The 24,104-nt window shown below is 46.8% G+C and carries 22 protein-coding genes; 3 read left to right on the forward strand and 19 right to left on the reverse strand.

Features of this window, described 5'->3' with window-relative positions:
• Positions 1-4 precede the first annotated feature (4 nt).
• From KNO75_RS08985 to KNO75_RS15150, 12 genes are all read right to left on the reverse strand, one after another.
• Positions 5-1,246, reverse strand: a complete 1,242-nt coding sequence (locus KNO75_RS08985) for an MFS transporter (RefSeq protein WP_214792994.1) — start codon at positions 1,244-1,246, stop codon at positions 5-7.
• A 124-nt stretch (positions 1,247-1,370) separates the two neighbouring features.
• A complete protein-coding gene (locus tag KNO75_RS08990) occupies positions 1,371-2,054 on the reverse strand; it encodes a response regulator transcription factor (protein ID WP_214792991.1) in 684 nt (227 codons plus the stop codon).
• A 3-nt stretch (positions 2,055-2,057) separates the two neighbouring features.
• Positions 2,058-4,592, reverse strand: a complete 2,535-nt coding sequence (locus KNO75_RS08995) for an ATP-binding protein (RefSeq protein WP_214821247.1) — start codon at positions 4,590-4,592, stop codon at positions 2,058-2,060.
• A 285-nt stretch (positions 4,593-4,877) separates the two neighbouring features.
• On the reverse strand, positions 4,878-5,573 hold the full coding sequence (locus KNO75_RS09000; RefSeq protein ID WP_214816506.1) for an N-acetylmannosamine-6-phosphate 2-epimerase: 696 nt from the start codon (positions 5,571-5,573) through the stop codon (positions 4,878-4,880).
• Positions 5,574-5,578: 5 nt separating this feature from the next.
• The gene (locus KNO75_RS09005; protein ID WP_214792982.1) at positions 5,579-6,382 is read right to left on the reverse strand and encodes a MurR/RpiR family transcriptional regulator; all 804 of its coding nucleotides are present in this window, start codon (positions 6,380-6,382) and stop codon (positions 5,579-5,581) included.
• 23 nt (positions 6,383-6,405) lie between these two features.
• Positions 6,406-7,944, reverse strand: coding sequence for a maltose/glucose-specific PTS transporter subunit IIC (locus KNO75_RS09010; RefSeq protein ID WP_214792979.1), 1,539 nt, complete (start codon positions 7,942-7,944; stop codon positions 6,406-6,408).
• A gap of 117 nt (positions 7,945-8,061) precedes the next feature.
• Positions 8,062-8,340, reverse strand: a complete 279-nt coding sequence (locus KNO75_RS09015; RefSeq protein ID WP_012727334.1) for a hypothetical protein — start codon at positions 8,338-8,340, stop codon at positions 8,062-8,064.
• Positions 8,341-8,397: 57 nt separating this feature from the next.
• Positions 8,398-9,447, reverse strand: a complete 1,050-nt coding sequence (locus KNO75_RS09020) for a C45 family autoproteolytic acyltransferase/hydrolase (RefSeq protein ID WP_214821249.1) — start codon at positions 9,445-9,447, stop codon at positions 8,398-8,400.
• A gap of 63 nt (positions 9,448-9,510) precedes the next feature.
• Entirely contained in the window at positions 9,511-11,247 is a 1,737-nt protein-coding gene (locus KNO75_RS09025; protein WP_214821257.1) for a methyl-accepting chemotaxis protein, read from the reverse strand.
• 95 nt (positions 11,248-11,342) lie between these two features.
• Positions 11,343-11,798 carry a hypothetical protein gene (locus KNO75_RS09030; protein WP_214792970.1) on the reverse strand — a complete coding sequence of 152 codons (456 nt, stop codon included), beginning with the start codon at positions 11,796-11,798 and terminating at the stop codon, positions 11,343-11,345.
• Positions 11,799-11,809: 11 nt separating this feature from the next.
• Positions 11,810-12,232, reverse strand: a complete 423-nt coding sequence (fabZ, locus tag KNO75_RS09035) for a 3-hydroxyacyl-ACP dehydratase FabZ (RefSeq protein WP_214786316.1) — start codon at positions 12,230-12,232, stop codon at positions 11,810-11,812.
• 13 nt (positions 12,233-12,245) lie between these two features.
• A complete protein-coding gene (locus KNO75_RS15150; protein ID WP_214784769.1) occupies positions 12,246-12,506 on the reverse strand; it encodes a DNA-directed RNA polymerase subunit beta in 261 nt (86 codons plus the stop codon).
• 194 nt (positions 12,507-12,700) lie between these two features.
• Between KNO75_RS15150 and mscL the strand changes: the two genes are divergently transcribed.
• Positions 12,701-13,078 (forward strand): large conductance mechanosensitive channel protein MscL, encoded by a 378-nt coding sequence (mscL, locus tag KNO75_RS09045; protein WP_214821259.1) that lies wholly within the window; start codon positions 12,701-12,703, stop codon positions 13,076-13,078.
• A 25-nt stretch (positions 13,079-13,103) separates the two neighbouring features.
• On the opposite strand, the gene KNO75_RS09050 is transcribed toward mscL, so the two are convergent.
• The 4 genes from KNO75_RS09050 to KNO75_RS09065 all read right to left on the reverse strand — a co-directional run bounded on the left by KNO75_RS09050 (position 13,104) and on the right by KNO75_RS09065 (position 17,891).
• On the reverse strand, positions 13,104-14,201 hold the full coding sequence (locus KNO75_RS09050) for a glycerate kinase family protein (RefSeq protein ID WP_214821261.1): 1,098 nt from the start codon (positions 14,199-14,201) through the stop codon (positions 13,104-13,106).
• 68 nt (positions 14,202-14,269) lie between these two features.
• Positions 14,270-15,052, reverse strand: a complete 783-nt coding sequence (locus KNO75_RS09055) for a flagellar hook-basal body protein (protein WP_214821263.1) — start codon at positions 15,050-15,052, stop codon at positions 14,270-14,272.
• A gap of 11 nt (positions 15,053-15,063) precedes the next feature.
• Positions 15,064-15,837 (reverse strand): flagellar hook-basal body protein, encoded by a 774-nt coding sequence (locus tag KNO75_RS09060; RefSeq protein WP_214821265.1) that lies wholly within the window; start codon positions 15,835-15,837, stop codon positions 15,064-15,066.
• A gap of 98 nt (positions 15,838-15,935) precedes the next feature.
• Complete coding sequence (locus KNO75_RS09065) at positions 15,936-17,891, reverse strand: HAMP domain-containing sensor histidine kinase (RefSeq protein ID WP_214821267.1); 1,956 nt, start codon at positions 17,889-17,891, stop codon at positions 15,936-15,938.
• Between the two features lie 186 nt (positions 17,892-18,077).
• Between KNO75_RS09065 and KNO75_RS09070 the strand changes: the two genes are divergently transcribed.
• Positions 18,078-19,859 (forward strand): sensor histidine kinase, encoded by a 1,782-nt coding sequence (locus tag KNO75_RS09070; protein WP_214821269.1) that lies wholly within the window; start codon positions 18,078-18,080, stop codon positions 19,857-19,859.
• Positions 19,840-20,619: a response regulator gene (locus KNO75_RS09075; protein WP_214821271.1), complete on the forward strand. Its 780-nt coding sequence runs from the start codon at positions 19,840-19,842 to the stop codon at positions 20,617-20,619. The genes KNO75_RS09070 and KNO75_RS09075 overlap by 20 nt, the downstream gene beginning before the upstream one ends.
• A gap of 40 nt (positions 20,620-20,659) precedes the next feature.
• Here the strand turns inward: KNO75_RS09075 and KNO75_RS09080 are convergent, their stop codons facing one another.
• The 3 genes from KNO75_RS09080 to murA form a co-directional block, all read right to left on the reverse strand.
• A complete protein-coding gene (locus KNO75_RS09080) occupies positions 20,660-21,421 on the reverse strand; it encodes an SDR family oxidoreductase (protein WP_214821273.1) in 762 nt (253 codons plus the stop codon).
• A gap of 167 nt (positions 21,422-21,588) precedes the next feature.
• Positions 21,589-22,575: a rod shape-determining protein gene (mreB, locus tag KNO75_RS09085; RefSeq protein ID WP_074035900.1), complete on the reverse strand. Its 987-nt coding sequence runs from the start codon at positions 22,573-22,575 to the stop codon at positions 21,589-21,591.
• An 81-nt stretch (positions 22,576-22,656) separates the two neighbouring features.
• On the reverse strand, positions 22,657-23,958 hold the full coding sequence (gene murA / locus KNO75_RS09090) for a UDP-N-acetylglucosamine 1-carboxyvinyltransferase (protein WP_214816487.1): 1,302 nt from the start codon (positions 23,956-23,958) through the stop codon (positions 22,657-22,659).
• Positions 23,959-24,104: the final 146 nt, after the last annotated feature.

Genomic DNA, 24,104 nt, shown 5'->3' on the forward strand with positions numbered 1-24,104 from the left:
CTCCTTACGCTTCCGTCGGTTTGACGGTTTCTTTTGTGAACAACATGGCTATCATCCCGATGACGAGAAGAACTGCTGCCAAATAAAAGCCTGTTTGCATCGATCCTGATTGATCGACCAAATAACCGGTGATGTACGGTGCAAGAATCGATGAAGTCATTCCGACAAAGTTATAGACACCAAACACCGTTCCATATACTTTTTTTGGTGCATTATTCGCTACGAATGAAAGGAGAACTGGATCAAGAGCTAACTTTCCAGTCAATCCGTATAAGATGAGCGCCGCAAATAAGAGCGGTGTACTTTCCACGAATACGACAGCGAAGATCGAAGCAATCGATAGAGGGACGAGTATGAAGACAAGTGGCTTTTTCTTGCCCATCTTGTCTGACAGGTATCCAATCAACAATGCGCCTGGGATAGAAGCCCATGGAACGAGAGAAGAGATAAATCCAACGTCACTTCCTTGGAACCCACGTTCGACTTGCAAGTACTGTGGTAACCACGTGAGGATCATAAAGAAGCCATAGAGTGAACAAAATACCATGATGAACGTCGCTAATAAATTTCGGTTTTTAAACAAACTCATGATGGAGAAATCTGATTTTTCAGCTGTTGCCTCCACACGTTCTGGGCGTTTTTCTTTGACGACAAACCAAATCAAAATCCCGGTTAAAATTGTCGGGATTGTCATGAAGTAAAACGGGGTACGCCAACTCATTCCAAGTTCGAGTGTCAAATAACTTGATGAAATGTAACCGAGCGAGATACCGAGCGCCATACCGCTGTTGATAATGGCTGTTCCAATCGTCAAAAATTGCTTTGGAATGGCTTCAGATGATAAGGCATATTGCGGACCGTAATACGTTCCTTCACCAAGTCCTGTGATTGCTCGGGCAATCATGAACAAGAGAAAGGTTGTAGCAAGTCCGGTAATTCCGGTAAATAATCCGAAAAGAATAAAGCCTGGCACTAAAATGCGTTTTCGTCCAAACTTATCGCCAAGTGATCCAGAAGGAATTTGGGCGATGGCGTACGTGAGGAAAAAGACACTGTTAATCAAACCGAGCTGAGCATTGTTCAACCCGAACTCTTGAGCCAAGTTCGGCATGACCGGATTGAGGATGGTCCGGTCCGCATACATAAACATCCAGCCTAGGAAAAAGACCGCGACGACTTTCCACCAATACGGGATTCGTTCTCGCTTAGGTTGCAAGACGGGTTGAGAAACTGGGGATGTACTCATGGGGTTACTTCCTTTCTATTTTTGGTATCGCTTACATGTATACTTTACGTCTCACCCCGTAAGAAACGCATAAAGAGACAGGGTGTCTTCGTAACAATTCCATAAAAAAAACGCCCGAAGGCGCTTAGGAAAGTAAGGCGTAGCCGATACCAGGATACGTCTTTAATTGATCCGCCGCCTCTGTGGCGCCGGCAGCTTTTAATTTTTTTCGGATTCGACCGATAGTCACTCGTAAGTATTCGACCTCTTCTCCGTATTCAGGTCCCCATACCGACTGCAAGAGCTCACGATGTTGAACGACTTGATCTAGATGCTTGACCAATTCGGATAATAAGGAGAATTCATTTTGAGTCAACTTGACTTCTTCCCCTTGATGAAACACTCTATTCCGTAAACGATCTACCTCGACACCTTTAATCTGAACAGTCGTTTCCAGTACTTCATCGGCAACTGATCTCCTGAGCACTGCTTTGACTCGTGCAAACAATTCTTCAAGTGCAAATGGTTTGGTCAAATAGTCATCTGCCCCTAAGTTCAATCCATCTACTTTATCTTTGGACTGACTTCGAGCTGTCAACAAAATAACAGGGATATCCGACACTGTCCGTAGACGACGTAGCACTTCGAACCCGTCCATTCGAGGCATCATAATATCGAGTAAAACCAAATCAAACTGATTCCGTTCAATTTCCTCTAAAAACTGACTACCGTCGATATATTGTTTCACTTCATATCCAAGCGAAATTAAATTTGCTGCCACAAAACGTGCGATTTTCTTTTCATCTTCAACTATGGCAATTGTCGTCATTGCTTATTCCTCCCCTTTTGGCATTGTTAGAAAGAATCGAGTCCCACGACCTAACTCACTCTCGACTCGAATGTCTCCACCATGGGCTTCGATGATTCCTTTACAGATTGCTAACCCGAGACCCGTCCCGCCTTTTCGTCTCGTTGATTTCATTTCTACTTGATAAAAGCGATCAAAAATCCGATTTACATGATCGTGACGAATACCAATCCCTTGATCTTCAATGACGAGTTGCCACGACTCGTTCGTCTCTTCTGTCCGAATCCGAATCTTGGGTGAGCCGTCACTGTATCGAACCGCATTCGTCAATAAATTGACGAGTACTTGCCGAAATCGATTAAAATCGACTTCGACTACGGTTGGTCCATTCCATTCGTACGTCGTATATTCTTCAATTTGGAGCTCTTTTATGACTGCTTTTACATAAGGGATGAACAAGACCGCTTCCAGTTCTACAGGAAAGTTTCCAGATTCGATTTTAGTAATGTCTAACCAGTCATCAATGAGTTGACGAATTCGCTGTGCATCTTCTTGAATCCCTTGTAACAATTCAGTTCGGAATGAGCTGTCCCATGAGACATCTTTCCTCATCAACGTTTCAACGCTTCCACGAATGTTTGTGAGCGGTGTTTTAAATTCATGAGATGCTAGTGAAATTAAATTATCCTTTAATTGATCGATTTCTACTTCACGGGTGACGTCACGCACGATGTACCCTTGTCCGACAGTGTCGGATGAACCAATCACAGAAAACGGTTGTACGTGGAAGATTTGATCGTCAATAAATAATCTATAGATATCTTTCTCATCTCCATAGAGTTTCATAACCGTATTCCAATCCTCCACTTGATCGGATTGAGATAACTCGAAATTCAGCTCCATGAAGCGATTCACATACTCAATTTCTCCACCTTCATTCATCACGATTACACCTTCAGACATACTACTCAACGTCGCATTCCATAAGGCATTCTGTTTTGTTGTCTCATCGACCAACACTTTATTATCGAGAAGGATGGAAAAGGCATCACTAAGTGTGTGTAAGAAAATCTCTTCTCGTTTGGAGATGGTTTGATTGGCTGTTAAACCGACTAACAACATTCCATCTGCACGTCCTCCAAAATATAAATGGTTCTTATAAAACCGATAACCTTTTTGCTGTGCATCTAAAAATTCACATAGGCTCTCTTGTGATAAGATTGCGTCTTTTGAAATGACTTGATTCGGCAAGGAGACAAACAAAGGATATGGCAAAATGGATGCCATCTCTTGTAACGTGCTTTGTACAAGCGAAATGATGTTCGGCGCATGACGAAACGATGTCATAAATTGATTAAGCGCCTTTAACTCTAAGTTGTTTCGTTCTAATTCTTTTGTTCGGCGGGATACCTTTTCTTCTAATGCCTCATTCAATTGACGTAAATTTTCTTGGCTTTCCCGAACATGTTCGGCCATATGTTCAAAACGTTTAGCCAATTCAATGATTTCTTTCGGTGCACGAATCGATTGCAAGTGGTTTACGACGTGAGATGGTTCATTGTGTTCAACGAGCAGTTCGGTTTGATTCACAAAATCCGCAAGCGAGCGATTTAGTTTACGGGAAAGTATAGAGCCTAGAATAAACATAATGGTCGCAATCATTAGAAATAACAATGTGTTGGGAATAATTGTTTTTATAACGGAAGCTAGTACACTTTCCACCGGACGAGCAATCCAAACTGTCCATCCATATTCGGGCACCACCTCATATGTGACAAATTGAGACTGCTGTTTTTCTTCATCAAAAACTCGCCAAACGTTTCCCCATACTTGCTCTCCACGCTCATCCGGATTCATCGTAACCGCTTTCACTTCATTGGATGGGTATGTGTTTGGATGGAACACAATCTGATTTCGATCATCTACGACTACCGGGAATTGTTCTTGATTAAAGTTGTTGGCAATCAAGGTCTCTCCAATCCCTTCTAAACTTAAGGCACCTAATATGTAACCCGACATATCATCGCCTTCGGAGAATATCGGTGTCGCAATGACAATCAAAGGTTTTTGGCTACCTCCGCGTCCTTGGAATACGTGAGAGACATAGGTGTCTCTCGTCATTTGGAGTTGTTTGAAGTAAAAACGATTACTAAAATCAAGTCCGAGATTCGACTGTCCGTCCTCATTCACTCTGGGTGAAAAAGCGATGGTACGTCCACTCTCATCAGCGATATATAAATTTTCAAAACGTGAGTTATGCGTTTTGATATGATCAATCATCTCTTGTTCAACAGTTACAAACGAACCTGTCGAACGAAGGGTTTCGATATTGTCTGCAGTCGTTTGTATCATCTGTTTACTTTGCTCAATATAATCGTATACAATCGACTGCATTTGTTTCGTAGCCACTTCTTGTTGAATGAATTCTTCCTTCACCCCTTGTACAGTATCGAATAAATAGATTAATAGAGAAAAGAAACCTGAGACAATAATGAGTAATATAAAATCAAATAACAGTCTTCCTCGAAATGTTTCACGCATACGACGGATATGTTTCATTGCTTTCACCACCCTATAAAAAAGATTAGCACGCTTTATATTTTTTTTAGCTACTCCTCTCTATTTTTTATGTTTTTGTTATGACGGTGTTGTGACGGATTATGCTATTCATGTTGTATCCTTTACTCAAATACAGTGTGAAAAAGCGATCTAGATATCTGAAATCTAGACCGCTCCATCATTTGTCATATGCTTTTCAAACTGTGTGCTGGCAATATACTCTTTTTTAAACTTTCAATTGAGGTGTAAATCAATCGAAAGTCTCTATAAATCGCTCCAAAGAGCTTACAACGAACTCTTCACATTAGCAGCAAGTGCGGCATCAAACCGTGCGGTAATTTGATGTGGACGTGTAATTGCACCACCAACGACGACAGCATGCGCTCCTAAGTCCATACAACGCTTCGCCATCTCAGGTGTCAAAATATTTCCTTCTGCAACAACTGGTCGAGACACATGATCTAACACATCTTTTAAAAATTTGAAATCATCGTGATAGAGGAGAGATCCTTTCGTTTCGTCTGTATACCCGTGCAAAGTTGTCGAGATATAGTCGAAACCAAGGCGATCTGCCTCAATGCAGTCCTCGAGGGTCGCGCAATCAGCCATCAACAATTGATTCGGATAAATCGAGCGGATGGCATGCACCAACTCTTGAAGTGTCATCCCATTCGGTCGGAGGCGTTTTGTCGCATCGAGGGCGATTACATCCACGCCGACTTCAGTCAACTCCTCGATTTCTTTCATCGTTGCAGTGATGAAGACGTCACTGTCTTCATAATCCCGTTTGACGATTCCGATAATCGGAACCGAAACCTGTTGTTTAATCTCTTGAATATCTTTCGCTGAATTGGCCCGAATTCCTTTGGCGCCCCCTTGAACGGCCGCAATGGCCATCCGTCCCATAATGAACTCACTATGGAGTGGTTCACCTTCTAAAGCCTGGCACGAAACAATCAATCCAGTCGGTAATGTTGTCATACTGATTACTCACTTCTTTCTTTTAAACGATCAAGCGCTTTAAGCGTTCGCATATAGTGCGCTTTTAATGCTTCATTCGTCTCCATCAATGTTTTCGTCACCGCATCTGCCGTAAACAGAAGCGGGAGTTGGGTATTAATTAAGAATGCCTCTCCTGACGCACCGGCGGTCAACAAACGATAGTCAACAAGCTCAGCGAGTGGTGAATGCTGGTATCCGACGAACGCCACTGTCGTACAGCCTGATTCTTTTGCAAGTTGAACGGCTTGGACGACTTCTCGACTTTCTCCACTGTTCGAGAACGCAATGACTACATCTTCTGATGTGACAATCGAAGCGTCCATGACCATGCTGTGACTATCAAACGCCGTAGTCGCCAGTAAGCCCATCCGTCTCAATCGATATTCCATCTCTTGTGCAACGAGACCGGCGTTGCCCAACCCATACAAATGAACGGAACGGCTCGAAACAATTTCCTTACAAATAGCAATCAATTCGTCCTGATCAATCAAATGAGCGGTCGTTTGAATCAATTCAATATACGACCTCTGCATCGGTTCCAGTGAAGTCGTTTGGGGCAAATTCGTTTCCGTTAACGTCTTTTGCATCATGAGCTTCAGTGAGCTATAGCTTCCTACGCCGATTTTCTTACAAAATCGCGTGATTGTTCCTGGAGAAGTCGCGATTGCGTTTGCCAGATCGGTAATGTTCATCTCGATGGCCTCTTTCATGTTTGCCATGAGATAGTCCGCAATCTTTCTCTCACTGTCTGTCATTTCTGAATACACGTGTTTCATTTGCTCCCACACGATTCTTCCCTCCAACACATTCGTTATTCGCCCCGGCCTAACGCCTCTTGGACTTCATTCTTAATAATTGTAACAGAAGGACCGTAGATTACCTGAATTCCATTCCCTTTTTGAACTACCCCGTGAGCGCCCGTCTCTTTTAACAAATCTTCACGGACATGTTGATTGTCGTTGACGGTAACGCGAAGGCGTGTCGCACAACAGTCGACCGTTTCAATATTTGCATCGCCACCTAGTGCCGCAATGATGGCTGTTGAACGATCAGACGCCGCAATGTCTGCTGTTTTAGCTGTTTCATCTGAGCGTCCTGGTGTCATGAAGTTGAACTTCGTGATGAGGAAACGGAACGTTACGTAGTAGAGCAAGAACCAAAAGGCACCGATGACCGGTACGAGCATCCAGTTCGTCTTGTCATTCCCTTGTAAAACCCCGAATAAGATAAAGTCGATGAACCCTCCCGAGAACGTTTGACCAATCGTAATCTCGAAGATGTGAGCCATCATAAAGGCCAGACCATCAAAGATGGCATGGACCAAATAGAGAACAGGTGCTACGAACAAGAACGCGAATTCGAGCGGTTCTGTGATTCCTGTCAAGAACGACGTAAGTGCAGCAGAGAACAAAAGTCCAAATACGACTTTCTTTTGCTCTGGTTTAGCACAGTGATACATCGCGAGCGCTGCGCCAAGAAGACCGAACATCATCGTGATGAATCGACCAGACATAAAGCGCGCCGTCCCTTCATAAAATTGGCTCGTATTTGGATCAGCCAATTGCGCGAAGAAAATCTTTTGTGTCCCTTCAATCAATGTACCGTCGATAACCATCGAGCCCCCGAGCCCGGTCGTCCAAAACGGAATGTAGAAGATGTGGTGCAACCCGAATGGGCCGAGCATCCGTAGGACAAACCCATAGATGAATGTTCCAATGTAACCAGTTTTCTCAACGAGACCACCTAGTGAGAAAATTCCATTCTGCACCGTCGGCCAAATAAAATAGAGTCCAATCCCGACACCTATCGCGACGAACGATGTGATAATCGGTACAAATCGTGATCCGCTGAAGAAGCCGAGAAATTGTGGTAAGACTTGCTTATTATAGCGGTTATGCAAGAGTGCCGTGACAATCCCAATCAATATCCCGCCGAACACACCGGTTTCAAGTGTTTGAATCCCGAGTGCCATCCCTTGACCCGCACTCGCTAAGTTCGTTTCCATCAACTCTCCGGTAATTTGCAGCATCGCGTTGATGGTCGCATTCATAATCAAATAACCAAGCATTGCTGCCAAACCGGCCGTGCCTTTATCAGACTTCGCAAGTCCGACAGCAACACCGATAGCAAACAATACTGCCAAGTTCGCAAATACAATCGAACCCGCGGCCGCCATAATCGTGAATAGATGTTGCAACCAGTCGATGTCGAGAAACGGATACGCTTGTACCGTATTTGGGTTAGACAAGGCGCCCCCAATCCCTAACAATAGTCCGGCTGCCGGTAAGACAGCGATTGGCAACATGAACGATTTCCCGAATTGTTGCGCTCGTTCAAAGAGACGTGACATGAATAAATCCTCCTTAAAATCATTTTCACCTGAATCATAATATGAAAAATATTTTAATGCAAGCGTTTACGGTAAAAAAGATTTTAAAAAAGAGTGACCTCGCTGGGCCACTCAAGATCATCCCCGACTCTTCCGTGTCAACGTCAATCCTCCAAATCCACTGATGACAGCGATGTAAAATCCTAAATCATAAAACCAGCCAGTATTGTTCACTTCGTACACCCGATACGTGTCATTGAATAACCCTAAAATGAGTGAGATCGGTGCAATCCATCCGTGCCAGATGCCCCAGAAAAAGCCTGCCGGGTCCGTCGTATACGTCCCGTCGCCAGGCACACACCCACCGAGTAGTGTAACGAGTGTGAGCATAATGAGTATGATACCAAATCGTTTCATCTTTAATCCCTCCTGTTATGTGTATTCCCGTTTCTACAAAAAAAGCACTGACAAACGTCAGCGCCAAAGTTGGACCGTATTCGCAAACTCGATATCGGTCGCGAGTTCACCGTCAAGTGCGTGCAAGTCAAAGTCTTCCCCATCGAGCCATTTTTGGAAATCAAAGATGACCGGATCGCGGTCTCCACCGAGCGCGAACCATGTCTCGAGCGTTTCTGGGAAATACGCAGCCGTATGAATCGTTCCCGCCCAGCTCTTGTACAGTTCCGAGAAGACGCCCTTGTCGGTATCGTTCATGAGACGAAACGCGCTCTCCGCGTCTTGAATCAAATGTTGCACCACTTTGATTTCCATCATGCGACGGGTGGAATCATCAAGATGGTAACGATTCTCGTGTTGCAACAGTTCGAAATGGTTTGTACATATATTCGACTCTCGCACTTGAATATCCCGCGGTGTCGCCTCGATCACGCGTGTCTTCGACGACTTGTCGTGGACGACGTACGTGAAGGAGCCACGATGCGGAATCTCTTTTAATAAATCGACTGCTTCTTCTACCGTCGCACACGTCTCAAGAATGATGCGTCCAATCATTTGACAGACGAACCCGTCCCCCGGTCGACGACGATTGATGAAGTTGTATCCCATCGCGAGACCTTTTTCATTCATCCCATCCATGCGGCCCGTGACACGAGACACCGGTCCGATGACGGCATATCCATCATCTGGTTGAAAGACGTTGTAGCGCCCGTCATAGGTCATCGGATGATAGTCATAGTTCCGGACGAGGAAATTATCCCCGGTCAGAATCGAGCAGCCGCTAATCGGATTATTGACGCGGAAATGTCCGAAATGGAGCAACGTATCATTGAGGGACAGTTTAAGCTCGTCTTGAAGCCCAATCAACTCTTCCCAAATCTGCGGAGCAACTGCGTCGAAGGCAGCCTTCGCCTCTGTCGCGTCAATCTCAAAACGGGGAACGCGTAGTTTCCACTGGTCCGTCCGATTCTCGAGCAGTTGACTTCGTTTTATATATTTTCCTTGAAATCGCCCGAAGTCATAATGACTTCCGCGAAATTGTGTCAGTTCACTAGAGAATTGTTGCATGAAAAAACCTCCCTTGCGCCCATTATAACGGACACGAGAGAGGTCTGTCTGATGTGAGACTGCTTACAACTTGAACTGTCGGCTCATCTGTTGCATCGATTCGGCTGTCGTCGACAAGTCCTTGACGAGACGGTTCATCGTCTCACTCGTCGCTGACATCTGTTCTGTTGAAGCGGCCACTTCCTCGTTTCCAGCCGTGCTCTCTTCAGAGATAGAAGCAATCTCGGATAGACCGTGTTGGATATGGTCTTGGTTCGTCTTCACCCGATCGAGTTGCCCACGCATCGAATTCGTTAACTGTTGCATATGCCGGACACTCTGTTCGATTTCCGTGAAGGCACGCTTCGTCGATTCGAGCGTTTCTTTTCCTTCCTCGGCTGCCGTCATGCTTTCCGTGAACGTCTGACCGAGTGCAATCGAATTTTGTTTGACGCTTCCGACAATTTCCGAAATCTCACTGACGGATTCTGCGACACTGTCCGACAACTTCCGAATCTCCGAGGCGACGACCGCAAACCCTTTCCCATGCTCACCCGCACGTGCCGCTTCGATGGCTGCGTTCAATGCGAGTAAATTCGTCTGTTGTGAGATTTGACGAATCATCGTGACGAGCTCCGTCACTTCATCCGCTTGTTGTTCAAAATCACGAACTTGTCCTTGCGACGTCTTCACTTGTTCATGGATGTGTGTCATCTGACTGACCGCGCTCTCCATATAGCGCAGCCCATCCATCGTCACCCGACTGACGACTTCTGCTTGTTCGCTCACTTGATCTCCGTCTGACGTCGTTTGCTCGACGAGTGTCGAGAATTCATTCATATGACCATACAGACGCATCGTCAACACACTTTGATTTTCGACACCGCTCGCAATCTCTTCCATCGTATAGGCGATTTGACGAGACGCGTCATTCACTTCTTCCGAGATGCTCGAGACATTCCCGCTCTCATCCCGGACCGTCTGCGCCGACGTTTGGATACCAGAGATGAGGTCTTTCAACATATGGGTCATCTTATCCATTGATACCGTCAGACGCTTGATCTCATCATTCGATTTCAATTGAATCTTCTCTACATCCTTCGATGCCGTCGCCAAGTCTCCTTCTGCAATCGATGTCGCGACGCGCTCTAGTGCTTGGAGCGGTCGTAACTTCCAGCCAAGGTACCGCCAAATAATGACGGCTGCAACGACGAGTAAGACGAGAAGTCCGATTAGGATTGGCGGCAAGCTTTCGGTTAACACATCTCCCGTGATTGCCTCGACTTCTGTTGCTGCTTTATCAATCCCGAGTACTCCGATGACCTCACTACCTCGTTTGATTGGAACGAGTACCGTCACATACTTCCCGTATTCCGGGTCATCAATGACGTTTGTTGTGACGGTCTCACCTTCAAACGCATCCATTGCCCCTTCATATGTCATCGCCGTAGTCGGTGTGCCGATCTCGGCCGCATCCGCCTGACTCAAGCCATCGACGATAATTTGAACTTCTTCGCCCGCCGTAGCAATCGTGTACACATACATGGCCCCGATTTGTTGGCGATATGTATCGAGATATTCTCGCAACTGTTCATACTGCTCGTTTTTTGACGGATTAGCCATGAAAGACGCATATGTATCCGCATCTAACGTCTCGCTAATCCGTTCACCGTCTTCAATCATCGTCGCATGCAACGTGCTGAGTACGGAATGCTTCGTACTGAAGTACTGCACCGCCCCGAACGAAACGATGAGCAAGGTGACGAAGACTAGCATCGCTGCTAAAATGCGTGTCTGTAACGACTGTGATTTCTGTTTCATCTCGATTTCCTCCATTCTGTCCTTACTCTTTGTATCGGACAAAATGAATCAATCTCAACAAAAAAACAGACGATTTTCGACAAAATCGTCTGTTTTTATTCAAGGTTTGTCGAATCGACGACTTCGAGCGGAATCGTGACTTCCGTCTCGCCTTCCTCCACTAAATGAAAGAGCGGAAGTGTATCCGACACGAAAAGATCAGGGTTAACATCGGTCTGATATTCATACGTTCGAATGTCTTCTTCCCGTTCTGCAATCAGTTCGCCGAACGGAATGGCAATCCGCTCACCGTCGACCTCATAACTCATGACTGTCGTCGGGTCGAGGCGCCGATTTTCAAGCATACGAATTGTGAAGAGCATCGTCGTATTGTTCGTCCGCTCGAGCGAAACGGCAATCGCATCAGATTGACCCGCACGCTTCTCAATCATCGCCTCATTCACGTCCTGTTCGTACACAATGTTCTCTTCGTTCGACTCTTCTGTTTGCAGTTGCTGACAGCCCACAATCGTCATTAAGCCTACTAGTAAAACAATTACTAAAGCACGCATCCCATTTCTCCTTACTTCAAGGCGAAAGTGAGTTCTGCTTCACAAGCAACTTCTCCATCGACCGTGGCCACGGCACGTCCTTTACCGATTGGCCCACGAATTTTCATGATTTCTACCTCAAGGCGAAGCTGATCACCCGGGACGACTTGTCGTTTGAAACGACAGTTGTCAATCCCTGCGAAAAAGGCGAGCTTGCCTCGATTCGATTCGTCTTTCAACATCGCGAAAGCACCGACTTGTGCGAGTGCCTCAACAATTAAGACGCCTGGCATGACGTTATAGTCTGGGAAATGCCCGTTAAAGAACTCTTCGTTCGCCGTGACATTTTTTAATCCGACAGCACGTTTCTTTTCCTCGACTTCGAGAATTCGATCAATTAACAGAAACGGGTATCTGTGTGGGATTACTTCTTTAATTTGCTCAATTGTATACATCCATCCACCGCCTTTAAGAGGTTAGCCAAAAATCGGTGATATGGCGCCACGTCTCGATGTCAAACACATCTTTCCAGTCGCCTCCGCCAATGACGCTATATCCAATGATCGCTCCGAGGGCGAGCATCGCGATCGCCAACACCAAAACGACAAGTACACGCAGTAAAATCGGGAATCGACGATGATTCGACAATCGTGATCGCTGTTTCTGCTTCGTCTCTTGTTCTGGTGAACCTTTTTGTTCTTCCGAACTCGTTTGTTCATCGTTCGCCACGTCCAACCATCCTTTCAGCTAAAATGATTATATCATATTAGTACCTGGTATTAAAATGCGTAAATTGCTACCTTTTTAGTTTACCCTATGCACAAATGTCGAACAAGCATCCTTCCCTGACAGAAGCTGAACGATTTTCTGTCTTTCGCCAAAATATGCTACGCTTATGCTATTCAACGTCAGGAGGTTCATTTATGTTAAAAGAATTTAAAAAGTTCGCGATGCGCGGGAACGTCATCGATCTCGCTATCGCCGTCGTACTCGGTGCGGCGTTCACGGCCATCGTGAACTCGCTCGTCAACGATATCTTTATGCCGCTTCTCGGAATCATTATCGGAGGAATCGATTTCTCTAACTTAAAAGCGAGTGTGCTTGGAGTGGACGTCTTATACGGGAACTTCATTCAACAGATTGTATCCTTCATCTTGATCGCTTTCGCACTCTTCCTTATTGTAAAGCTCATCAACCGTCTCCAACGTGAGAAGGAAGTCGAAGAGGCCGTTGCCCCGGCTCCTACGAAAGAAGAGCAGTTGTTGACTGAGATTCGTGACTTATTAAAAGAACGTCCGTAACAAGCAAAAAGCGCTTTGACGATCGTCAAAGCGCTTTTTCGATAACATGGCGAACCCGTTGGACCGCATTTGTCAGTAACGGGGCGGCTTCCCAAATCGCTTCTTCTAGTGTCATGATGCGTGACACGATCGGAAAGACGGCGACAATCCCAGACTCCACATGAGCGGTCAAGTCAGATTGTCCGGCGAACACGAGCGTCGGTACACCGTATGTGTGGGCAAGACGCGCCAATCCATAAGGTGCCTTCCCCTCTAAACTTTGTGCATCAAACTTCCCCTCTCCCGTGATGAGCCAATCTGCTCCCTTCACGTGCTCTTCGAACCTTGACCAACGAACGACTTCTTCGATGCCACTCACATAGGTCGCCCCAAGCTGCAAGAGTGCAAATCCGATGCCGCCTGCCGCTCCGGCTCCGTCAAATGTCCTCATGTCCTGATCAAAACAACTTGCGTAAACGTCGAGGAACTGATCATAACGCACCACGTCATCCGTCGCCAACCCTTTTTGAGGGCCGAACACATGCGCTGCCCCTCGTTCTCCCGTCAACGGGTTATGGACATCAGAGGCCATCCTCCATTCAACGTCGCGCACTCTCCGATCGAGCCCAGACCAATCGATGGATACGATGTCCGCAAGCTGATGCGGAATTGACGGTAATACAGTACCGTTCACATTTAGGAAACGAGCGCCTAGCGCTTCAAGCATCCCTTTCCCACCATCGATTGTCCCGCTCCCGCCAAGTCCGACGGTGATACAAGTCGCACCATAATCTAGCGCTTGGATGATCTGTTCTCCGACCCCAATCGAACTATAGCGCCACGGATCGACGTGCGTGAGGAGGGTCAATCCAGTCGTTTCCGCTACTTCAATGACCGCCTGTTTTGTCGACGGCTCGAACCCAAACCGAGCGATTCGCCTTGTCCCATCCAGACACTGAACAGGTTCTTCTACCACCGCCGCATCCACGTGTGTCGCAAGCCACGCATCGAGAAATCCTTCCCCTCCATCCGAAATCGGGATGACGATGACGTCATGCCCTTCTAACGCACGACGTACTGCTTGATTCGCTTCCATGCTAGATAGCGAGCCTTTGAATGAATCCATGGCGACTACGATTCGCATCTGTCTGTCCTCCCTTTCATATAGTAGTTATACAAAAACCGCCTCTCACACGGAGAAGCGGTAAAGCTTTATGGTCGTAATGCTGTGACAAGTCCCATCATCTGATCACTCATCGAAAGGGCACGAGAGTTCATTTGATAGGCACGCTGCGTAATGGTCATATCCGTCATCTCTTTCGTCAAATCGACGTTTGAGGACTCGAGTGTCCCTTCCATCAATAAGTTACCGAGCGGACGATCGACTTCGGTCTCAAGGTCAGCTGCGAAGACGTTATCGCCGAGCGGACGCAGTTCAGACGTGTTTCGGACTTCCACGATATCGAGTCGTCCAAATTCCTGTTCGACACCGTTCACGCTTGCCACGACCACACCGTCCTGACGAATGCGATGCTTCGTCGCCTCATTCGGCATGGTGATTGCATTGCCATCATCCCCGAGAAGTGGGTTTCCGTTCACATCGACGAGTGTCGTCTCATTACCGACAGACAGTTGCATGTTCCCGCTACGTGTCACCCCGACACCGTTCGGCGTGTCTACGACGAAGAACTGACGGCTCGCCTTCAAGAAGACGTCCAGACCGCGATCTGTCATGCGCACTTGTCCGATATTGAATTGTTGCGTGATATCAGCGACGTGGCCACCGACCCCGATGCGAATGCCGTTCGGTGTGTCCCGCCCGACTTCAAATTCAGGACGCGGCTGGTTGTCATACGCTTGCGATAACAATGATGCGAAGTGTCCTTGCTGACGTTTGAAGCCGACCGTATCGACGTTCGCAATGTTATGACCTGTCACATCTAACTGACGTTGAAGTTGGGACAGGGAGTTGACCGAGTTATAAATGGACTGCATGGTGTTCCTCCTTAACGAACGCGAGCGATTTCGATGGCTCGCTCGGCACTTTTATCATACGCTTGGACGACTTTTTGGTTCGCTTCGAATTGACGATACGTCATCATAAGATCGGCCATCGTTTGATCGAGATTGACGTTCGCTTCTTCGATGAAACCTTGTAACACGTCTACTTGTGCCGGTGCAGGTGCGTCACCTGTCACGCGCCAATCGTTCCCCACTTGCTCGAGCGTCGTCAAATCATCGATTTGATAGGCACCGAGTGTCGCCACGTTTTGACCAAGCGACGTGATAACACCGTCTTTGCCTACCTGAAACTCGCTCGACGGGAGCTGGATGCGCTCTCCTTCATCAGAGAGTACATAGCCACCGTCTGCCGAACGAAGGAATAATGCCTCATCAATCGAGAAGCGTCCATTCGTCGAATACAACGTCTCTCCTGCCCGTTCGACCGCGAACATCGGCGCACCCGTAAAATCAGCAGGAGCCTTCAGATAAAGATCTGTCGGACTTCCCGATTCTGTGATACTCCCCGCTGAAAAACGTGGCATCGTCTCTTGAAGATAGACGCCCATTGAAAGGGTACCCACTTCACCGTTTACGCGCGACTTCCCGTTATCGGGATTGCTGACCTGTGCGAGCAACATCTCCGGAAACGATCGGACGACGCCGTCAGACGCCTTGAAGCCCGGTGTTCTGACGTTACCGAGATTATTGCTTAAAATTTCTTGTTGGCGCTGAAGGGCATTCATTGCGCCTGCCGCTGTATATAATCCGCGTAGCATAGTCGTCTTCCTTTCATCCTGTAACATGATTCACTATATATATCGTACCAAACGAGCGTTGCATTCACCGTTTTTTCAAAAAAAGTTCATCCTACGATTTAGGATGAACTTTCTTCGTTAACATGATCGACCATCGGTAACTCGACAACCATCGTCGTTCCTTCTCCGATTTGAGAGCGGACACCAATCGTACCGCCATGCAATTGGACGATTTCTTTACAGATGGATAATCCTAGTCCAGTTCCACCAATTTGTTTACTTTCTTCAGATGAAGAGCGATAAAACTTATCAAAAATACGCTCAGCATCTTCCTCAGAAAGTCCAAGTCCTTCATCCGTGATGGCGATTTGAATCGTGTCCTCTTCACACGTCACATCGACCGTCACATTTCCGCCGTCCGGAGAATATTTGATGGCATTGTTCAAGATGTTGGAGAACACTTGCCGTAGCTGTGCCGGATCCCCTGCGACAAAGAGCGTTTCATCACAGTCAAAGTGGAAGAGATGCTGTTCCGTCGACCCTGCATGAATCTCGAGTAAGTCAGATAGTAAGTCGTATAAACTCTCAACTTTAAATTCAGGCGTCCCCATGCCCGCCTCCATTTTTTGAACGTCTAACAGATCGCTTACGAGACGTTCGAGACGTTTCGTCTCACTCGCAATCATTTCCAAGTAACGCTCTCGTTTCATCTCGTCTAGCTGACGACTCTTCAGAAGCTCTGAAAATCCGAGAATCGATGTGAGCGGTGTTCGCAACTCATGGGACACGGTTGCGACCAATTCGGTCTTCATTTGATTGATTTCTGTTTCCTGGGTAATATCTCGTGATACGAAGATGACACCGACTCGTTCATTTTTCAAATCGATCGGTTCAGCGTACATTCGAATCGTCTTCTGACCATCCTGCATCGTATACGTGAACGTCTCATCGAACATACTTTCCTCTTTCGCACGCTTCGTGAATTGGTTTAGTCCCTCTTTGTCATCGATCTGATTCATGAACATCGGGTAGTACATCGCAATCGGATAGAGGCTGCCGCGTTCCGTTGATGGAATCGGATGTTCGTACAAGTCAAAGAGTGCGCTATTGGCGAACCGTTCATTCGTCTTGAGTTCCGTATACACAATCGAGTCACGCATCGTGTGCAGGATTCGAGCCGTCTTCTCACGCTCTAAGTCGACTTGGTCTTGCTGACTCCGAAGCGAGGTTGCCATTTCATTGAACGCTTTCGATAACTGACCGACCTCATTTTGGAGCGGCTTGATCGGAATGAGGGTCGCACTTGGATTCGTCGCCAGTCGCTCGCTGTTGACCATGAGCGTCTGTAGTTGATTCGTCAGCCGCAAAATATACGGCTGTAAGCCGACGAATAACAAGAAGAGTGCGCCGAGTAAAATCAAGAGCCACATCCACTGGGCTTTCACTAATTGTTTCGAGAGTGCATCACGTAATTCACTTTCTTGAAAGTCGAGATTTTGCCGATAATCGGTAAAGACCGACTCCATATCAACGATACTTGCACTCATATCCGCAGCACTGCTTGAGTTGAGCTTAAATCGCGTCTGGGTCGACGTTTCATTTTTCGGCATGAATTGCCCGACCGTACGCATTTGCAGGAACGATTCGTCCACTTCCCCCGCTTGTTTCGCAATCACATACTGCTCAAGCGCCGGCATGACGCGTGTCGTATAAATCGAGAAGAGGAGTCTTGCATCTTCCGCGAACTGTGCTTCTTCTTCATTGTTTGCCTGTTCTTCGAACCAGGTCGTTTGCTCATCAATGTTCGTTTGAGCCGTTCGTACTTCATCTAATAAGGCACGATCTCCTAAAAGAACATGACCTCGTAATTCATATTGCATCGATTGCCACGTTTCAAATAAATCTGTTGCCCGTGCGCGTTGCTCACTGATCCGTTCCAATTGAACGGTTGTCTGTTGAATCGATTGTTGTGTGTAAAAATAAGTCCCAACCGAAGTGAGCGTCACTAAGGCGATCAATATATAAAAAATTGTCATAACTTGTCGACTAATTCGTTGTTCAATCCAACGTTTCATGGAATGCCTTCTTCCTTTACTCCTGGAGTGCCTCATTCCGTACGGTGAATGACTTTTTCTGTTCAAACAAAAAAAGTTCGGGTACGATGATGAGACGGAGAGTCACTGCAAAAATCCATTCACCTAATAGGAAGAATAACGTAGTGTCCTCACAAGAAACTCACAAAGAATGAAGGGAATGTGCGCATGACTCGTAATCGAATGACGTTTATCTTCATCCTTGTGATGTTGATTGGCATCGGCCTCACTTTATTGATTCGACATCAGTCAATCAATCCAATCGTCACCGTGAAACAAGGTGAAGCTTCGCTTCTCTCTTCCTCTATCGACGAAGAAATTCTCCGCCTCGATGGATCGTGGCGTTACGAATCCGGGATTGTCTCGAACGTCGATCGCCGCTCTTATCGAACTATCCCATTTACGACACCTTACAAGGAATCCACATATGAAATTGATCTCTCACTTCCAGAAGGGACGTACGCGTTACTCATTCCTGCATCGCTGTCCTCCTCTACGATTTTGATTGATGGATCATCTGTTGACACGACACGAATCGGCAACAATCGTTTAGGTGAACAACCTTCACTTTTGTTACTAAACGATGAAACGAGAGAGTTCCGATTGACGATTCAACATACATCTGAGGCAGGGGATTCTCTGCCCATCGAAGAAAGTATATTGATCGGACCGTTACATCAAGTCATGACGGCTCAAAATGCTTACACGGGCTATGAATTTTTCATGTTGCTCATTTCACTTCTGATTGCCATGTTTTATGCCATCGTTTACTTATTCCATCGAAATGAACGGTTGTATGGTTACGGGACAGCCTTCTTCCTCTTAACGAGCTTCTCCATTATGTCTCGGGACGGGGTATGGATCTCGGGTAGTGACAAGTTGACGTTAGGTTTAGCCCTCTTGAGTATTATCATGTTGATTGAATTTGCGAGATGTTTAGAACGTGTCTCCTTCGATCGGTTCTTAGCGATCTTGAGATACCCACTTTATGGTCTGACCGCCTTAGCCATCGTTCTGCCTGGTTCTGTTTACAACGTGTTTGAATACTTTGTATGGATCGTTGTATTGTTCATTACGTTTTTCTGGGTCGGCTTAAACATTGGGTGGCTTCTTGAAAAACACAAAAGTATGAATACGCTTGAATTACTAACGTTCACACTCGCCCAGATCATCGGGTATATTGGGATTATGATGTCGACGTTTATCGTGTCGTCCAATCAACATTTGTACGCCAATACGTTTACCATCATTTATTTCTTGTTGATGTTTCTTCTGTTACCAATCCATTTGTCTACGGATAAAAGGAAAAAGCAACAAGTCGAAGCACTGGCCTCACAACACGAGATGTCGTTCTTTAACGCTCAAATCAAACCACACTTCCTCTACAATACGTTCGGGAACGTGATTGCACTCTGCTATACGTCACCACCTGATGCCGCTCGTCTGCTTAGTCATTTAAGTACGTACGTCCGTTTTATTTTCGAAAATGGTCGAACGGATCACGATATTTCCATTCGACAAGAAGTAGATATGATTGACTCATACCTCGCCATCGAACAGACTCGGTTCCGTGATTCGTTCGAGGTCGTGAAGGAAATCGATGACACACTTTTAGAGTGTACAATTCCACCGCTGTTGATTCAGCCGCTCGTTGAAAACGCAGTTCGACACGGTCTTTATCGACATCCCGGACAAAAGAAACTCACACTTTCCATTCAAGAGCGAAACGGGATGATTGACATCCATGTTCAGGATACAGGAAGTGGATTTGATCCGAGCCAGTCAGATGAATCATCAGGTATCGGAATCGGTAATATAAAACGCCGAATCGAACACCTTCATGGGGCGACGTTCGACTTAACCTCAACTTTAAAACGAGGGACTGCCGTTCACTTGCGATTACCCAAACAAGAAAGGACGAATCACATAAATGCGTACGATTTTAATTGAAGATGAACATCATATTTTAGGGATGATGGAGCGGATTGTGAAAGAGGAACCGTCTCTCGAATGGGTCGGTTCGTTCCAAAGTCCGACTCAAGCCCTCACATTTATTCAAGAACATCCGGTCGACCTCGTCTTCTTGGATATTGAAATGCCTGAAATGACGGGACTGGAGCTTGCGACCTATCTTCCGGAACGGACGCAGGTCGTCTTCACGACCGCTCATCAACAATATGCCGTCGAAGCGTTTAACCTACATGCGACCCATTACTTGTTGAAGCCCATCACGGAGCAGATGATTCATAGTGTCATTCCACGAATTGTGCAACGTTACGAATCCATCCAGCAAAAAAATCCGCACCAATCTTGTCGTATCCAATTTCTCGATCGTTTTTCAGTACGAACACAGGATGGGAATCTGGTGAAGTGGCCAACACAAAAAACGGAGGAGTTATTCGCCTACTTGGTCTACCATCGCAAACAAGTTATCAATAAATGGGTACTCGCAGAAACACTGTACCCGGATATCGATGAGCCACAACGCGCCCTGCACAACGTATATAATTCGATTTATCGCTTGAAAAAGACGTTATCGGAGCATGAACTCGATATTACCGTGAAGACAATCAATAACGGCTACTCGATTGAACTCGGTGAATCCTGTGCTTGTGACTATTACGAGTGGCTTGATTCGGCACAACCTTCGACTTCTAAGACCGAACTTAAAAATCGATTACTTGTCGATAAAGACTATACATGGCACTAAGAAAAAGCATCTCGCGTAAAAAGCGAGATGCTTTTGTGTATTAGCGCCCCGTGAACCCACCATCCACATGAAGATGTTGACCATTCACCCATGCCCCGTCTTTTCCCATCAAGAAAGCGACGAAGCGGGCCGTATCTTCAGGTGCTCCCACCCGATTGTATGGGAACAATGGAAGCAGATGCTGACGAAGCTCCTCGTTGATCCATCCCGTGTCTGTCGGTCCTGGGTCGAGTGCGTTCACCGCAATCCCATACTTCCCTACTCCGTTCGCGAGTGCAGGCGTGATGGCGATCAGTGCCCCTTTTGTCGCGATATACGCTAAGTTATTCGCATCGGCTCCACCCGATACTAAAAACAAAATGCGTCCGTCTTGATGTCCCGCTTGTTGATAACGCTCGATAAACGCAAAAGTGAGTCCTAGTGCCCCTTCGTTGTTCACCATATAGTGTTTTCTCAAGATGTCAGTCGTAAAGTTTTCAGTGTTCACATGTCGCTCATAGGTGGCGTTATGAATCAGCCTACTCGCTACACCAAGTTTGGCTTCGATTCGATCAAGTAGCCCGACTTCGTCACCCGAGGCTAAATCATACGCCTCATGCTCGACACGAGCGCCTTTTATCGTCAATTCTTCAACCAACCGTTCAATGAATCCAGTCTCTTCCCCGACGCCTTCGGTCGCGTCAAACGGACTCCAATGTGTCAAATATAAGTCATGCCCTTCAGAGGCCAATTTTCGTGCGATGGCAGCTCCTATACCTTGATCGCGACTGACTCCGGTAATCAGTGTAAGTGGTTTGTTCATGATGTCCTCCGATTCTAATGTTTTCTGTTTCGTTCGTTAGTTTATCGGTGCCATCATGATTCCCCTCTCCATTATCGTTGATTTCATTATATACCTATATATCCAATGATTGGCAGTGAACTTCTGTCCATACAAAAACAGGCGCCCGCGCACGGTCGCCTGTTTGTTTATTTCAATCGATCTAAGTTTTCGAGCATGATTCCTGTTCCGTGCGCGACACTGAGCGTCGGCTCTTCAGCCATCATGACTGGAAGCATGACACGCTCGGCTACGAGTTGGTCGAGGCCGTGAAGGAGTGATCCCCCACCTGTCATGATGATGCCACGGTCGATAATGTCAGCCGCAAGCTCCGGTGGTGTCTGTTCAAGGACACGTTTCGTCGCTTCCACGATTTCGTTCGCTGACTCGGCCATCGCTTCACGAAGTTCTTCTGACGTGATCGTCACCGTACGTGGCAATCCACGTACCATGTCACGTCCGCGAATGTCCATCGACTCGTTACGTCCACCTGGGAACACCGTCGCAATCTCTTTCTTGATTTGCTCGGCTGTGCGCTCCCCGATGATGAGCTTGTGCTTCTCTTTGATGGCACGGAGAATGTCCGTATCGAAACGATCTCCTGCAATTTTGATTGTTTCCCCGCAGACGATATCACCCATCGAGAGGATCGCGACATCTGTCGTCCCACCACCGATGTCGATGATCATGTGACCGACCGGCTTCCAGATGTCCATGCCCGAACCAACAGCTGCCGCCTTTGGTTCTACGGCGAGGAAGACTTCTTTTGCACCCGCTTTTTCAGCAGCCTCACGAATCGCTTTCGCTTCGACCGGTGTCACGTTCGCCGGTGTACAAATCAACATGCGAATGCCTCCGAAGAAGCCACGGACTTGAATTTTCTCGATGAAGTGACGGAGCATTTCTTCTGTGGTGGCGAAATCGGCGATGACTCCATCACGAAGAGGACGGATCGCCACGATATCACCAGGTGTACGACCAACCATCTCATACGCTTCTGAACCGACTGCTAGCACTTTCCCTGTAGAGCGTTTCATCGCAACGACTGAAGGCTCGTCTAAGACGATTCCTTTCCCTTTTACGTGAATGACAACGTTTGCTGTCCCTAAATCAATCCCGATATCTTTTGAAAACATGATGTATAGGTTCCTCCGTTCATTTCTTCATTGAAAAGAGCGAGAAGAGTCTCTCCTCGCTCTCTAATTCGTGCTCGTTTCTTAGTTCTGAACCATTTCACTCGTAACTTCGACAGTTCCTTGAATGCGCTCGATGTCGGCACCGAGTGCTTGAAGTTTTTTGTGGAAGTCTACGTATCCACGGTCGATATGATATAAATCACCAACGCGTGTCTCTTCTTCTGCGATGAGACCCGCTAGAATAAGTGCTGCTCCGGCACGAAGGTCAGTTGCGACGACCTCGGCTCCTTGAAGGCGAACGCCTCCTTTGACGATTGCTGAACGGCCTTCAATCTTAATATCTGCGTTCATGCGGCGGAATTCTTCCACGTGCATGAAGCGATTCTCAAACACAGTTTCCGTGATGACCGATGTGCCGCCTGCTTTCAAGACGAGAGCCATCATTTGTGACTGCATGTCTGTCGGGAATCCTGGGTGTGGCATCGTCTTCACATCAACCGGCTTCAACTGATCCGGCGCTGAGACACGCATGCCTTCCGCTGTATCTTCGAAGTGTACGCCCATCTCTTCCATTTTCGAAATGAGTGGACGAAGGTGTTCACGCTCTGCACCGATAACTTCGATGTCACTTCCTGTGATCGCACCCGCGACGAGGAATGTTCCCGCTTCAATACGGTCAGGAATGATGGAATGTTCTGCACCACGGAGTGTTTCCACGCCTTCGATGCGAATCGTTTCTGTTCCTGCGCCACGTACGTGTGCGCCCATTCCGTTCAAGAAGTTTGCAAGGTCTACGATTTCTGGCTCTTTCGCGACGTTCTCGATGATTGTTGTGCCTTCAGCAAGCACAGCTGCCATCATGATGTTCTCCGTCGCACCAACTGATGGGAAGTCCAAGTAGATTTTCGCGCCTTGGAGACGACCTTCTACAGAAGCTTCTACGAATCCGTTTCCGATGACCGTCTTCGCACCCATCGCTTCGAATCCTTTTAAGTGGAGGTCAATTGGACGTGAGCCAATTGAACATCCGCCCGGCATTGCGACACGCGCATGACCGAGGCGAGCCAAAAGAGGTCCCATGACGAGGATTGAAGCACGCATCTTACGAACGTACTCAAGCGGTGCTTCATCTTTGATGTCGCCCGACGCATCGACAGTTACTTCATTATTCTCTTCATTGAATGACACCTCTGCACCGAGGTGACGAAGTACTTTATTAATCGTGTACACGTCAGCAAGACGTGGTACGTTTTGTAAAATTGACTTTCCTTCGCTAGCTAACAGAGTGGCAACCAATGTTTTGAGTACAGCGTTCTTTGCTCCCTCAACGCGCACAGTACCTGACAGTTTACGTCCTCCACGGACTACAATCAAATCCTTCATATCTCTCTTTGTCCTCCAACTTCATTGTTTTTTTATATAGTGCGTCGATATCCGATCTCGGATGTGATGATGTCGATTATTAGAATGGTTTGCAAAACGTGATGGGTTTTTCATTCATCAATTAAAAAGGTAATAAATAAATGCGA

It is taken from the genome of Exiguobacterium sp. s35 (genome assembly GCF_018617535.1).
GTDB lineage: Bacteria > Bacillota > Bacilli > Exiguobacteriales > Exiguobacteriaceae > Exiguobacterium > Exiguobacterium aestuarii.